This is a genomic window from Caulobacter sp. Root1472 (assembly GCF_001426985.1).
Classification (GTDB): Bacteria; Pseudomonadota; Alphaproteobacteria; order Caulobacterales; family Caulobacteraceae; genus Caulobacter; species Caulobacter rhizosphaerae.
The window spans coordinates 321,017-333,851 of the sequence record NZ_LMFX01000012.1 but is presented as its reverse complement, the minus strand read 5'-3'; the positions used below and the strand labels follow the sequence as shown (position 1 = coordinate 333,851).

Below are 12,835 nucleotides of genomic sequence, written 5' to 3'. Positions count from 1 at the left end.
GTGGTCAGCGACGCCGGAACACGGGCGTCCGTTTCTCGGCGAACGCCGCCCGCCCCTCCGCCGCATCCGCCGTGGCGAAACAGATCGTCTGCAGGTCGCGCTCGTACTCGACCGCCTTTTCATAGGGCATGGCGTGGGCCGCCTTGAGGTTCAGCTTGGCGGTCTCGGCGGCGATCGGCGCACGCGAGGCGATGACCTCGGCGACGGCCCGGGCTCGCGTCAGCAACTCGCCGGGCGCGACCACCTCGCTGACCAGTCCCCATTGCCGGCAGGTCTCGGCGTCGATCGTGTCGCCGGTCAGGATCATCAGGGCCGCGTTCGAGGCGCCGATCGAATGGACCAGGCCGGCCGCCATGCCGCCACCGCCGATCCAGCCCAGCTTGATCTCGGGGGCGGCGAACCGGGCATTGGCCGAGGCGATGCGGATGTCGCAGCTCATCGCCGTCTCCAGCCCGCCGCCGAGGGCATAGCCGTTGATCGCCGCGATCGTCGGCTTGCGGCACAGCCGCACGGCGTCGCAATAGTCCCCGCGGTTCCGGAACTCCCAGGGGGTCTGGTACTGGTCCAGGGTCGAGATGTCCGACCCGGCGCAGAAGGCCTTCTCCCCCGTCCCGGTGATCACCACGCAGCGGATGGTGTCGGAGGCGTCGACCTCCGCGATCGCCGCCTTGACCGCCTTGGCCATAGCCGGCGTCACCGCGTTCAGCTTGTGCGGCCGGTTCAGGGTGATGACGGCGACATGGCCCGTCACCTCGAACAGAAGCTCGTCGTCCTGGCTCATCGCCTGCTCCTCAAGTCTCAGCGCCGGCTGGGCGGTGGCGCACGAACAGCGCCTGCAGGTCGTCCAGCACCCGATCCGCGCCGTCGCCGATGTCGAGACCGGCGCGGACGCGCTGCGACGCCGCCGTCTGGAAGGCGATGGCGCCGTCGTGGCGCGGCCGCAGGCTGGCGCCGTCCAGCGTGGCGTAGGTGCTGGCGTAGAAGTCGCCCCATCGCGCGTTGACGGCCGGATCGCGCCAGGCGGCCTGCAGCGCGGGCTGCCCCTCATGGGCGGGGATGAAGCCGCGCTGCGTCGCATCGGCCATCAGCCAGCGCAGATGGTCCAGCAGTTGTGGCGTCACCGCGCAACGCCGCGACACCCCGATCCCGGTCCCGCCGAGGATCGAGCCCACGGGCCCCTCCGGCGTCACGCGCGGCGCGTCCGCGAAGCCCAGGGCGCCGTCGGGGGCGTAGTTCACATAGCCGTAGACCAGCGGGCAGAGGGCCACATCGTCATGGGCGCTCATGTGCTCCAGCAGGCCGATCGGGTTCAGCGGCCGCAAGGCTGGCGGGCTGTGCGCCGCCAGCCGCGACAGCAGGCTCCAGGCGGCGCGGCCGGCGGCGGGCTCCATGAAGGTTTCGCCGTCCGCCGCCGGCGACGCGCCCTGGGCGGCGCAGATCGACTGGAACGTCAAGGCCGCGTGCGGGCCCGACAGCGACAGCACCACGCCGCCGGTCTCCGCCAGCCGCACGACCTCGTCCCACAGCGTCGGCGGCGCGTCGAGCCGATCCTTGCGCCAGGCCATGACCTGGGTCGCGGCGTCCAGCGGCAAAGCCCAGTGGCGACCGGCATAGCGGTAGCTGTCCAGGCAGCGCCCCATGACGGCGGCTTGCCAGGCGGCGATCTCCTCGTCCTCGAACAGGTCCTCCAGCGGGACGAGGCAGTCGGCGGCCACGGCCTCGCCGACATGCGGATGGTCCAGCACGACCAGGTCATACAGGGCGCACTGCTCGCCGATCGGCCGTTCCTCGAAACCTTCAAGCGAATGACGGTCCCAGCTCAGGGCCAGGCCGTCCCGGTCCGGATCCAGCCGGGAGGCGGCGGCCTCCAGCGCTCGATATCCTCGTGGATGGTCCCAGGTCAGGCCGTGATAGCGGGGCGCGGTCATGCCGACCGCACCACGCCGGCGCGGATCAGGGCCTCTATCTGCTCCGCGTCGCGGCCGGTCTCGGCCAGGATCTCGCGGGTGTGCTCCCCGACCAGCGGCGCGCCGCGTTCGATGGTCGACGGCGTCTTGGAGAAGCGGATCGGAAAGCCCGGGGCCTTCACCCGCCCCTCGGTCGGATGGTCGTATTCGACGAAGGTTCCGTTGTGCTGGATCTGCGGATCCTCGACGAGCTCGGCATAGCCGTAGACCGGGCCGCACCAGATGTCGTTCTGGCGGAACAGGGCCAGCCAGTGGGCGCTGGTCCGATGGACCAGTCGCCGACGCACGCAGGCGTAGATTTCGTCGCGATGGATCCAGCTGTCGGTCTCGTCGTCCAGGTCGGCGAAGAACGGCTCGTCGATCAGCCGGCCCAGGGTCTTCAGCGAAGCCATGGCGATCGAGATGTAGCCGTCCTGGGTCTGGAAGACGCCGTAGGGCGCCCGGATATAGCTGTGGGCGTGGGGCTCGGCCGAGCGGGTCTGCGGCTTGCCGCCGATGGTGAAGACCGACAGTTCCTGCATCTGGATGGTGGTGATGGCGTCCAGCATGTTGATCTGGACCAGCTGGCCCTCGCCCGTCCGCTCGCGATGGAACAGCGCCGCCAGAGCGCCCTCGAAGGCGGTGTAGGCGGTGATCGCGTCGACTAGGTACTGGCCGGCCGGCTGCGGCGGCTGGTCAGCCGCCCCCGACGACATCATCGCCCCCGACATGGCCTGCAGCAGCAGGTCTTGCCCCGGATAGTTCCGGTACGGACCGTCCTCGCCATAGCCGGACATCGACACGTAGATCAGCCGCGGATTGATCTTCGACAGGGTCTCGTAGTCGACGCCCAACCGCTGGGCGACACCGGGCCGGTAGTTCTGCAGGAAGACGTCGGCCGTCTTGACCATCTCCAACAGCAGCGCCTTGCCCTCGTCCGTCTTCAGGTCGACGGCCAGGGAGCGCTTGTTGCGGTTCAGCGACAGGAACGAGACGTTGATCTGGTTGCCGCGCGCGCCGCCGGCCGCGACGTGGCGCTGCCACTCGCCGGTGGTCGGCTCGACCTTGATCACGTCGGCGCCCAGGTCGCCCAGGCGCTGGGCGGCGAACGGGCCGGCCATGGCGATGGAACAGTCGAGAACGCGGATTCCGCTCAGTATGCCCATGGAGAAAAGACCTTCCGGCTGGTTCAGCTCATCACCCAGCCGCCGTTCACGTGCAGCGTCTGGCCGGTGATGAAGCCCGCCTCATCGGCGGCGAAGAATGCGATGGCGTGGGCGATGTCGCCGACATGACCCCGGCGCTTGACGGCCTGGCTGTCGAGCACATGGCGGGCGTAGCCGTCCGGATCCGGATGGATCTTCTCGGCGTCGGTGGGAAAGGCCCCGGGGGCGATGGCGTTGACGGTGACGCCGTACGGTCCGAACTCCCGCGCCCAGGCGCGGGTCAGGCCGACCAGGGCCCCCTTGGAGGCGACATAGGGCGACAGGTTCGCCCACTGGCCCGAGAGGGTGATGCTGGAGATGTTGATGATCCGGCCAAAGCCCCGCTCGCGCATGGCCGGCAGGGCCGCCTGAACGGCGACGATCGCGGCGTCGACATTGACCCGCTGGACCGCCTGGTGGTCCTGGATCGAATAGTCCTCGAACGGACGCGAGGGATAGATGGCGGCGTTGTTGATCACCACGTCGAAGGCGCCGACCTGCTCCAGCAGAGCCTTCAGCACGGTCCGGAAACCATCGAGATCGGACAGATCGGCAAGCGAGACGATCAGGCGCCCCGCCCCGACCCGGGCGGCCTCGGCTTCCAGCGCCGCGACCTTGGCCTGGTCGTTATCGACCGCCACGACGGTCGCGCCACGCCCCATCAGGGCCAGCGTCGTCTGAAGGCCCAGCCCGCCCGCCGCGCCCGTGTAGAGGACGACCCGGCCCTCGAGGTCCTGGGGAAGGGCCATTTCAGCGGCCGCCGATCAGCGGATAGGCGCCGGACGGGGCGGGATAGTCCTCAGCCGGCTGGCGAACCACGGCTTCGATCCGGCTGACCGCCTCCGTCACCGCGTCCGCGTCGGGCAGGATGCGGAAGACGCTGTCATAGCGGCGCTCCTCGCCGTGCTCCAACTGGATCAGTTCGCCCCGGTCACGGGCGAAGTCCTTGCCCAGAACGTGGTTGGTCGAGGGTTCGATCCCCAGGACGTAGTGGCCGGCGTGCAGGTTCTGCCACTCGTACATGGCGGGGAACTGCGCCTTCAGCGTTTGGACCTCGAAGCCCAAGCCAATGGCCTCGTTGACCAGGGCGACATTGACCCGCCCGTCGGGGTCGGCGGCCATGTCGTGCTGCCAGACCTGTTCATGGAAATTGCGGATCGGGGCCGGCAGGGTGCGATAGCCGACGCCCTGCTTGCGATAGTCGTCGCCGGCGTGGGCGGCCCAGACCACGTCGCGGATCGGCGCCACGTAGCGCGATCCCTCGTCCAGAACCGGGTACCCGACATTGATGTGGTAGCAGTACATGTGCGGCGTCCGGTAGAAGCCGTGATTGACCACCCGGTCGTGCAGGCGGATCTCGTCGGTCCCGACGCTCGCCTCGATCCGCCGGACCAGGTGCAGGTCCTCGCCGAACACCGTCGACTGCTGCACCACGCCCTCGGCCCACAGAACGCAGTCGTCGCCGTCCCAGCGTTCGCCGTAGCCGGTCAGCCGGGCCGGGATCGTGCCGATCCGCCCATGCAGCGACGAACTGACCGTCTTGCGGGGGCCATAGACGTAGTGGTCAGCCGGGTCGTCGTGCATGAACAGCACGTGGTCCAGGCCGCAGGTGACCATCAGGCCCGAGAACGACCGGAACCAGGACAGGCCGCCCTCCCCCTCGTACTCGTGCAGCGAAGGATTGCGAAAGCCCGATGGCGAATGCCATCCGACCGCGCGGCCGTTGTGCTCGCACTCGGCGATGTCCATCGCCCGGTCCACCAGCACCGTGAAGCGCAAGCCCGAGCCGGTGCGGAACTCCAGCTGCCGCACGCCGCGCTCGACGCCGTCGCCCAGGGTCGACAGGCGCACGCCGGCGAACTGCGACAGGGCGCCGGTCCGCTCGGCCAGGGCGCGGCGGCTCAGCGTCCGTCCATACAGCTGGGTCATGCTTGCCTCCCTATGGTGGGCGCAATAAGATAATACGTATGATGTTTATAGATCCCATCGCAGCCGCGTCAACGACGATGTGGAGGCTGGCGTGAGCCGGACGATCCGCCGCTGTTTCGCGGTCGACCTGCATGACGATCCCGACCAGATCGCCCGCTATCGCGCCTGGCACCGGTCCGGCGGACCGCCTGCCGCGGTGACGGCCGCGATCCGCGCCGACGACGTGCGCGAGCTGGAGATCTGGCTGGTCTGCGACCGGCTGTTCATGATCCTGGAACAGGGCGACGGCTACGACGCCGAGGCCAAGGCGGCCAGGGACGCCGCCAATCCGGACGTGCAGGCCTGGGACGCCCTGATGCGGACCTTCCAGAAGCCGCTGCCGTTCGCGCCCGACCGAACCTGGGTCGAGATGGAGCAGATCTACGCCCTGTCGGAACAGCCATCCTCGGAGGGCGAAACGTCATTGGCCGATGGGGACCAGCCGCGCGCCTAGCTGGGCCGTCAGACAGGCCCCCGACGGGCTTCTACGTCATCCCTGGAGGCCGCGCCGAGGGCCTCAAACGCGTGAAGCGTCGCCTCAGCGCCTCTTCTATCGCCCTATCGGGTCGCCCAGCCGCGACCGAGCTCGGCCAGCGGCACGCAGCCGTGGTAGGCGCCGGGGACGGGATCGTAACTCAAGGCCACCGTCGCGCCCGGTTCAGAGGTGAAGTAGCCGACCGTCACCAGATCCTCCAGCAGCGGGAAGAAATGGGGCTCGCCAGCCGTGTGCCCCTGGGCGGCGGCCGCCTCGCGGTCATAGCCGTTCAGGAGTTCGATCTGCTGCTCCGGCGTCAGCGCGACGAAAACGTCGCCATGGGCGGCGCGCGCGTCGGCGTCCATCCGGGCCAGCCCGGCCCTCAGGCGATCGGCCTGGGCCTTGTTGTAGTAGTCGGCCAGGGCGCGGTCGACGAATTGCGGCACTCCGGCTTCGCGCCCGCCCGGCGTGTCGGTCTTGGGGATGATCAGCTCAGCCACCACGTCGACCAGGCGGGCCTGGTCCGGCGTCAGCGCCGTGGGGGTCCAGCCCAGGGCGGGCGCGGCCGCCATGGCCCGTCCGGCGAACCCCGTCGCCGCGACGCCGAAGGTGAAGGTCAGGCCGCGTATCGCGTCGCGTCGGCTCAGCAGCATCACAGATCTCCCCGCTTGCGCGCCTGGACCGCGTGGTCGGCGGCCCGGGCTGTCAGGGCCATGTAGGTCAGGGACGGGTTCACGCATGACGCCGAGGTCATGGCCGCCCCATCGGTGACATAGACGTTCTTGCACTCGTGAACCTGGTTGTGGGCGTTGAGCACCGAGGTCTTTGGATCCCGGCCCATGCGGGCGGTGCCCATTTCGTGGATGCCCAGGCCGGGCGCGTAGCCCCCGTCCCGCCCCTCGACGTTCTTGAAGCCCGCCGCCTCCAGCATCTCGGCGGCCGCGGTCTGCATGTCGCGGCGCATGGCCAGTTCGTTCTCGCGGATCGTGACGTTCATCGACAGGGTCGGCAGGCCGAACTCGTCGGTCTTGTCGCGATTCAGGGTAATCCGATTGTCTTCGTAGGGCAGGATCTCGCCGAAGCCGCCCAGCCCGATGATCCACGGCCCCGGCTGGCTCAGCGCGGCCTTGCGCGCCGCGCCGAAGCCCCGCGGACCGGAGGAGTCCTGTCCTGGCCGGGTCAGGTCGCGATCCCATCCGGGCCGCGAGGCGCCGCCCTGGTAGCCGAAGCCGCGCAGGTAGTCGCTCCGCTTGGTGGCCGCGTCGCCGAGGTTGCGGAAACGCGGCACATAGATCCCGTTCGGCCGGCGGCCCGAATAGTACATGTCGGCGAACTCGGGCGCCTCGCCGCTGGCCCCGACGCCCAGGTGGTGGTCCATCACGTTGCGGCCCAACTGGTCGCTGCCGTTGCCGAAGCCGTTCGGGAACCGCGAACTGGTCGAGTTCATCATGATCCAGGCCGAGTTGAAGGCCGAGGCGCACAGGAACACGACGTCGGCATAGAACTCCTCCTCCTGGCGCGTCGTCGCGTCGAGGATGCGCACGCCGGTCGCCTTGCCCGCCTTCTCGTCATAGATCAGCGAGGTGACGATCGAACCGGGGCGGATGACCAGGTTTCCGGTGCGCTCGGCCGCCACCAGCCCCCCGGAATTGGAGCTGTAGTAGCCGCCGAACGGACAGCCGCGGATGCACATGTTGCGGTACTGGCACTTGGTCCGACCCAGCGCGAGCTGTTCCTCGGTCGGGTCGGTCAGGTGCGCGGTCCGGCCCATGGTGATCCGCCGTTCGGGGAACCGCGCCTCGGACTTGGCCTTGAAAGCCTTCTCGACGCAGTTCATCTCCATCGGCGGCTGGTACTGGCCGTCCGGCAGGTGCGGCAGGCCCTCCGCCTGGCCCGAGACGCCGATGAAGCGCTCGACGTGGTCGTACCAGGGCGCGAGCTCTTCGTAGCGGATCGGCCAGTCGACGCCGATCCCCTCGCGAGCGTTGGCCTCGAAGTCGATCGGGCTGTGGCGATAGCTCTGGCGGCCCCAGGTCAGCGACCGGCCGCCGACGTGATAGCCACGGATCCAGTCGTAGCGGCTTTCCTCGGTATAGGGGTTCTGGTCGTCGCGGACGAAGAAGTGCCGGGTGTATTCCGTCAGGGTGTAGCCGGTGCGCTTCTGGACCGGATATTTCGCATTGAGCTCGTCCGACGGCAGCTGCCCCTGCGGGTACTTCGTCTGCCAGGGATCCATCGTGGCGGTGGGATAGTCCTCTAGGTGGCGGACCATCGGTCCGCGCTCCAGCACCAGGGTCTTGAGGCCCTTCTGGGTCAGCTCCTTGGCCGCCCAGCCGCCGGTTATGCCGCTGCCGACGACGATGGCGTCGTAGGTGTTCTCCTGGCGCGCGCGACCGTTGAGATTGGCCATGTCTGCTCCCCGCTTGGCGCCTTTGATCGAATCGCGCCCGCTGCCCGGCAGCGCGGCGCGCCGACTTCGGCGAACCCGTTCATTGTTGCCTGGAAGCTTCCATGAAATGGGTTACATTGCAAGAAAGGTCGCGGTTTCTTACGAAAACCGCCGCGCCAGAGGGAGGAACAGGAAAATCATGATGAATCCGAGCCAGTCCGTTCGAAAGCGTCGCGTGTCGGCGCCTGGTCTCGCCGCCGGGGCTTTGTCCGCCTGCCTGGCGCTCTGCGCCGGCGCCCAGGCCGGGGCCGAGACGGTGAAGGCCGGGCCGTGGCGGCCGCTGTTCGACGGACGCACCCTGGAGGGTTGGACGCCCAAGGTCGCCAAGCACCCCGCCGGCGAGAACTATCACCAGACCTTCGTGGTCGACCACGGCGTGATCCGGGTCTCCTATGCCGGCTATGACAAGCTGGACGGACAGTTCGGCCACCTGTTCTACAAGACGCCGTTCAAGGCCTATCGCCTGCGCCTGACCTACCGCTTCCTGCCCGAGGGCGGCCTGCCCGACACCCCGACCTGGGCGCGCAGCAACAGCGGGATCATGTTCGACAGCCAGAGCCCGGAGAGCATGACCGTCGAGCAGCCTTTCCCGGTCTCGATCGAGTTCCAGCTGCTGGGCAAGGACGGCGACGCGCCCCGCCCCACCGGCGCGGTCTGCACGCCTGGAACCAACATCACCTTCGACGGCGTCACGGCCAAGGACCATTGCACGCCGCCGGCCAACGCCCCGACGGTGCCCAACGGAACCTGGGTCAAGGCCGAGCTGGAAGTCCTGCCCAACGGCGAGATCTCCCAGAAGATCAACGGCGTGGTCGTCCACCACTATGCGAACGTCACCCTGGACCCCGACGACACCGTCGCGGGCGGGGCCAAGCCCTACATCCTCGCTCGCGGCGCCCAGCCCGTGACCGAGGGCTACATCGCCCTGCAGAGCGAAGGCCACCCGATCGAGTTCAAGGATATCGAGATCCAGGAACTGACGGCGCGCTAGGTTCCGTAGACGACGTTTGGCGTCGAAGCGGCGCCCTCGTCCTTCGACAGGCTCAGGATGAGGGTTACGAGTAAGGCGGTTGAGTAGAATTCCTCATCCTGAGCTTGTCGAAGGACGAGGAATTCGGCTCAAGACCGTCAACTGTCCACCGACCTGATCCCGTCCTGAGCTCTCTCGGGCCTATTTCTTGAGGGAGCTCAGATACTGGATCACGGCGGCGCGCTGCTCGGCGTCCGGCGCGCCCAGCAGCATCTTGGTGCCGGGGACCGTCTTGCCCGGCGCCTTGATGAAGGCGTCCAACTGGTCGGGGGTCCAGGTGATGTTCGAGGTCTTCAGCGCGTTGCTGTAGGCGTAGCCCGGGGCCGTGCCCGCCTTGCGGCCGGCCACCCCCGCCAGGGGCGGCCCCATCTTGCCCGGAGCGGGCTGCAGCGAATGACAGACCGAGCAGCGCTGCTCGAACACCGCCTGTCCGGAGGGGGGGGCGGCGACGGCGCTGGTGGCCAAGGCGCTCAGACCGGCGGCAAGCATAAGCGGGAACTTCATTGCGGGAACTCCGTCAGGGTTTCTGCGTCGCCTCTAGAGGCCCAATAGGCGGCGATTGCGGCCGGCGTCGGGCGCGCTGCCCGCGAAGTCGTCGAACGCCTTGTCGGTGACCTGGATGATATGGTCGCGGATGAACGGCGCGCCTTCGCGGGCGCCCTGCTCGGGGTGCTTGAGGGCGCACTCCCATTCCAGCACCGCCCAGCCGGCATAGTCGTACTGGGCCAGCTTCGAGAAGATGGCCTTGAAGTCCACCTGGCCGTCGCCCAGCGAGCGGAAGCGGCCGGGCCGATCCACCCAGCCCTGGTAGCCGCCATAGACACCGGACCGGGCCGACGGCCGGAACTCGGCGTCCTTGACGTGGAAGGCGCGGATCCGCTCGTGATAGCGATCGATGTAGCCCAGATAGTCCAGCTGCTGCAGCACGAAGTGGCTGGGGTCGTAGAGGATGTTGGCGCGCGCGTGGCCGCCGACCTCGTCCAGGAACCGCTCGAACGTGGCGCCGTCGTGCAGGTCCTCGCCCGGATGGATCTCGTAGCAGACGTCGACGCCCTCGGTCTCGAAGGCGTCGAGGATGGGCTTCCAGCGGCGGCCCAGCTCGGCGAAGGCCTCCTCGACCAGGCCCGCCGGCCGCTGCGGCCAGGGGTAGAAGTAGGGCCAGGCCAGGGCGCCCGAGAAGGTAGCGTGGGCGTTCAGGCCCAGACGCCGGCTGGCGATCGCGGCGGCCTTCAGCTGCCCCACCGCCCAGGCCTGGCGCTCCTTCGGCTTGCCGCGCAATTCGGGCGGCGCGAAGCCGTCGAACAGCTCGTCATAGGCCGGGTGCACCGCGACCAGCTGGCCCTGCAGGTGGGTCGACAGTTCGGTGATCTGCAGGCCGTGGCCAGCCAGCATCCCGGCGATGTCGTCGCAATAGGTCTGGCTTTCCGCGGCCAGGGCTAGGTCGAAGAACGAGTCCGCCCCGCCGGTCGGCATCTGCACGCCGACATAGCCGAGGTTCGCGACCCAGGCGGCCATGGTCTCCAGCTTGTCGAACGGCGGCTCGGCGCCGATGAACTGGGCCAGGAAGATGCCGGGTCCCTTGAGCGTCTTCATCGCCCCTCTCCTTCCTGCATGATTCCGCCGGGCTCGACCCGGTGGGCGGCCAGAAGCACCCAGCCGGCGTCGGCGCGGCTGGCGGCGACGGCGCGCTCGACGAAGGCCATGCCGCGCACGCCCTCGGCGATGTCGGGCACCAGTTGGCCGTCGCCCTGCCCGAGGATCGCGTCGGCGAAGTCACGATAGATGTTGGCGAAGGCCTCGATGAAGCCTTCCGGATGTCCCGTCGGCAGGCGCGTGACCGCCCGGGCGCCCACGCCCAGATAGGCCGATCCGGCGTGCAGCACCTGGCTGGGCCCGTCCAGCCAGTCCAGGGTCAGGACGTTGGGGTCTTCGTGACCCCAGGTCAGGCCGCCGGTCTCGCCGTAGACGCTGATCCTCAGGCCGTTGCGCGCGCCGGCAGAGATCTGCGAGGCGATCAGCACGCCGCGTGCGCCGCCCTCGAACCGCAGCAGCACGTTGCAATCGTCGTCCAGGTCGCGCCCCGGAACCACGGCGGCGACGTCGGCGCACAGGCGCTCGACGCGCCTGCCCGTGATGAACTCGGCGATGTTGAAGGCGTGAACGCCGATGTCGCCGATGCAACCGCCAACGCCCGATTGGCTGGGGTCCGAGCGCCAGCTGGCCTGCTTGTTGTCCTCGCGCTCGAGCGGCCGCGACAGCCAGCCTTGCGAGTACTCCACCACGACCTTGCGCACCGCACCCAGGTCGCCGCGGGCCACGATCTCCCGCGCCTCGCGGACCATCGGATAGCCGGTATAGGTGTAGGTCAGGCCGTAGCGCTTGCCCGACGCCGCAACGATCTCGGCCAGGTCCCGGGCCTGGGCCAGATTCAGGGTCGCGGGCTTGTCGCTGATCACGTGCAACCCGCCCTTCAGGGCGGCGGCGGCGACGTCGAAGTGCAGGTGGTTGGGCGTCACGACGGAGACCAGGTCGACGCCGTCGTCGCGCCCCCGCTCGGCGGCGATCATCGCGTGATGGTCCGGATAGACCCGGTCCGGCGCGACGCCCCAGTCGGCGGCGGCCTGAGCGTTCTTGGCTGGATCGCGACTGAACACCCCGGCCGTCAGCCGGATGCGGCCGTCCAGCTCGGCGGCCATGCGGTGCACCGGGCCGATGAACGAGCCGGGACCGCCGCCGACCATGGCCAGCCGCAGGGGCGCGCGTCCGCTCATCAGGCGACCACTTTCGCCAGGTAGTCGAAGCTGATCTTGGCCGACTCCAGCCGGCTGTGGGCGAACGGCGGCTCCTGCTCGACATAGAAGCCCCTGACGCCGGCGGCGTAGGCGGCGGGCAGCAGCCGCTTCCAGTCGATCATGCCGCTGCCGACCTCGGTCGGGTCCTGGCGCAGCTCGAAATTGGCCTTGGTCGTGGGCTTGATGTCCTTGACGTGCATCTGGGTGAAGCGGTGCGGATGCGCCTTCAGCAGGGCGAACGGGTCCTTGCCGGCGGCCGTCACCCAGCCGACGTCCATCTCGAAGGTGACAAGGTTCGGGTCCGTGCCCTTCAGCAGGATCTCCATGCCGGTGGTGTCGCCCAGCGGGGCGAATTCGAAATTGTGGTTGTGATAACCGCTGACGATGCCGGCCTTCTTGAGGACGGCGGCCTTCTCGTTCAGGAAATCGGCGTTCCATTTCCAGTCGTCGGCGGTCATCTGCGCGCCGGCCTGGCGCAGGTCGGCGCCGCCCAGGCGGTCGGGAATATAGAGGATCGGCATGATCGCCGCCTTCACCCCGATCACCTGCAGCTCGTCGGCTAGCTTGGCCAGGTCGCCGCTGAAGCTGGGGCCGCTAGCCGCTTTCGGCGCAATGTGGGCGCTGCGGCAAACCAGGCCGGCCTTGTCGAACGCGGCCCGCAGTTCGGCGGGGGTGCGGCCCAGATAGCCGGCCAGCTCCACCGACTTGAAGCCGATCTTGGCCACCGTGGCGAGCTGGGCGTCCAGGTCCTTCTGGAGGTCCGGACCCAGGGTGTAGAGCTGGATGCCGACCGGCAGGTCGCGGCGCTGGAAGAACGGCTTTTCCGCCGCGTTGGCGAGACCGCCATAGGCCGCGCCCAAGGCGGCCGCGCCGGCGGCGAGCAGACCACGCCGCGAAAGATCGGCGGCCGAGGCCCGGGTGTCGCAAGCTGTTGAGCGCACGTGGCTTTCCTTTTTCTGGAGGAGCATTG

13 protein-coding genes are annotated in these 12,835 nt (G+C 68.8%); 2 read left to right on the top strand and 11 right to left on the bottom strand.

Annotated features, from left to right (window positions below):
• Positions 1-4: 4 nt before the first annotated feature.
• The 5 genes from ASD47_RS10410 to ASD47_RS10390 are packed head-to-tail and all read right to left on the bottom strand — an operon-like array spanning position 5 to position 5,080.
• Positions 5-781: an enoyl-CoA hydratase/isomerase family protein gene (locus tag ASD47_RS10410; protein ID WP_056755427.1), complete on the bottom strand. Its 777-nt coding sequence runs from the start codon at positions 779-781 to the stop codon at positions 5-7.
• 10 nt (positions 782-791) lie between these two features.
• Positions 792-1,928, bottom strand: coding sequence for an extracellular solute-binding protein (locus ASD47_RS10405; protein WP_056755422.1), 1,137 nt, complete (start codon positions 1,926-1,928; stop codon positions 792-794).
• Complete coding sequence (locus tag ASD47_RS10400) at positions 1,925-3,112, bottom strand: CaiB/BaiF CoA-transferase family protein (RefSeq protein WP_056755419.1); 1,188 nt, start codon at positions 3,110-3,112, stop codon at positions 1,925-1,927. Before ASD47_RS10400 ends, ASD47_RS10405 begins: the two co-directional genes overlap by 4 nt.
• A gap of 23 nt (positions 3,113-3,135) precedes the next feature.
• Positions 3,136-3,900 (bottom strand): SDR family NAD(P)-dependent oxidoreductase, encoded by a 765-nt coding sequence (locus tag ASD47_RS10395; RefSeq protein WP_056755416.1) that lies wholly within the window; start codon positions 3,898-3,900, stop codon positions 3,136-3,138.
• A gap of 1 nt (position 3,901) precedes the next feature.
• On the bottom strand, positions 3,902-5,080 hold the full coding sequence (locus ASD47_RS10390; RefSeq protein ID WP_056755414.1) for an aldose 1-epimerase family protein: 1,179 nt from the start codon (positions 5,078-5,080) through the stop codon (positions 3,902-3,904).
• A gap of 91 nt (positions 5,081-5,171) precedes the next feature.
• On the opposite strand from ASD47_RS10390, the gene ASD47_RS10385 reads away from it, so the two are divergent.
• Positions 5,172-5,573 carry an L-rhamnose mutarotase gene (locus tag ASD47_RS10385; RefSeq protein ID WP_056755411.1) on the top strand — a complete coding sequence of 134 codons (402 nt, stop codon included), beginning with the start codon at positions 5,172-5,174 and terminating at the stop codon, positions 5,571-5,573.
• A gap of 104 nt (positions 5,574-5,677) precedes the next feature.
• Here the strand turns inward: ASD47_RS10385 and ASD47_RS10380 are convergent, their stop codons facing one another.
• Both ASD47_RS10380 and ASD47_RS10375 read right to left on the bottom strand, forming a co-directional pair.
• Positions 5,678-6,244, bottom strand: coding sequence for a gluconate 2-dehydrogenase subunit 3 family protein (locus ASD47_RS10380; RefSeq protein ID WP_056755716.1), 567 nt, complete (start codon positions 6,242-6,244; stop codon positions 5,678-5,680).
• 2 nt (positions 6,245-6,246) lie between these two features.
• Entirely contained in the window at positions 6,247-8,004 is a 1,758-nt protein-coding gene (locus ASD47_RS10375; protein WP_056755408.1) for a GMC oxidoreductase, read from the bottom strand.
• A 106-nt stretch (positions 8,005-8,110) separates the two neighbouring features.
• Here ASD47_RS10375 and ASD47_RS10370 point away from each other — a divergent pair, with 106 nt between their 5' ends.
• Entirely contained in the window at positions 8,111-9,034 is a 924-nt protein-coding gene (locus tag ASD47_RS10370; protein ID WP_369800281.1) for a DUF1080 domain-containing protein, read from the top strand.
• A gap of 180 nt (positions 9,035-9,214) precedes the next feature.
• Here the strand turns inward: ASD47_RS10370 and ASD47_RS10365 are convergent, their stop codons facing one another.
• Genes ASD47_RS10365 through ASD47_RS10350 form a run of 4 tightly spaced genes read right to left on the bottom strand, consistent with a single transcriptional unit; the run spans position 9,215 to position 12,833 of the window.
• A complete protein-coding gene (locus tag ASD47_RS10365) occupies positions 9,215-9,577 on the bottom strand; it encodes a cytochrome c family protein (protein ID WP_056755406.1) in 363 nt (120 codons plus the stop codon).
• Between the two features lie 33 nt (positions 9,578-9,610).
• On the bottom strand, positions 9,611-10,666 hold the full coding sequence (locus ASD47_RS10360) for a sugar phosphate isomerase/epimerase (protein ID WP_056755403.1): 1,056 nt from the start codon (positions 10,664-10,666) through the stop codon (positions 9,611-9,613).
• Complete coding sequence (locus tag ASD47_RS10355; protein WP_056755401.1) at positions 10,663-11,844, bottom strand: Gfo/Idh/MocA family protein; 1,182 nt, start codon at positions 11,842-11,844, stop codon at positions 10,663-10,665. Before ASD47_RS10355 ends, ASD47_RS10360 begins: the two co-directional genes overlap by 4 nt.
• Positions 11,844-12,833, bottom strand: coding sequence for a sugar phosphate isomerase/epimerase (locus ASD47_RS10350; protein ID WP_056755398.1), 990 nt, complete (start codon positions 12,831-12,833; stop codon positions 11,844-11,846). The genes ASD47_RS10355 and ASD47_RS10350 overlap by 1 nt, the downstream gene beginning before the upstream one ends.
• Positions 12,834-12,835: the final 2 nt, after the last annotated feature.

What these genes read in the sequence shown, in the direction of transcription:
- ASD47_RS10410 (WP_056755427.1), bottom strand. Translation starts at nt 781, where the DNA reads ATGAGCCAGGACGACGAGCTTCTGTTCGAGGTGACGGGCCATGTCGCC.
- ASD47_RS10405 (WP_056755422.1), bottom strand. Translation starts at nt 1,928, where the DNA reads ATGACCGCGCCCCGCTATCACGGCCTGACCTGGGACCATCCACGAGGA.
- ASD47_RS10400 (WP_056755419.1), bottom strand. Translation starts at nt 3,112, where the DNA reads ATGGGCATACTGAGCGGAATCCGCGTTCTCGACTGTTCCATCGCCATG.
- ASD47_RS10395 (WP_056755416.1), bottom strand. Translation starts at nt 3,900, where the DNA reads ATGGCCCTTCCCCAGGACCTCGAGGGCCGGGTCGTCCTCTACACGGGC.
- ASD47_RS10390 (WP_056755414.1), bottom strand. Translation starts at nt 5,080, where the DNA reads ATGACCCAGCTGTATGGACGGACGCTGAGCCGCCGCGCCCTGGCCGAG.
- ASD47_RS10375 (WP_056755408.1), bottom strand. Translation starts at nt 8,004, where the DNA reads ATGGCCAATCTCAACGGTCGCGCGCGCCAGGAGAACACCTACGACGCC.
- ASD47_RS10370 (WP_369800281.1), top strand. Translation starts at nt 8,111, where the DNA reads ATGGGTTACATTGCAAGAAAGGTCGCGGTTTCTTACGAAAACCGCCGC.
- ASD47_RS10365 (WP_056755406.1), bottom strand. Translation starts at nt 9,577, where the DNA reads ATGAAGTTCCCGCTTATGCTTGCCGCCGGTCTGAGCGCCTTGGCCACC.
- ASD47_RS10360 (WP_056755403.1), bottom strand. Translation starts at nt 10,666, where the DNA reads ATGAAGACGCTCAAGGGACCCGGCATCTTCCTGGCCCAGTTCATCGGC.
- ASD47_RS10355 (WP_056755401.1), bottom strand. Translation starts at nt 11,844, where the DNA reads ATGAGCGGACGCGCGCCCCTGCGGCTGGCCATGGTCGGCGGCGGTCCC.
- ASD47_RS10350 (WP_056755398.1), bottom strand. Translation starts at nt 12,833, where the DNA reads ATGCTCCTCCAGAAAAAGGAAAGCCACGTGCGCTCAACAGCTTGCGAC.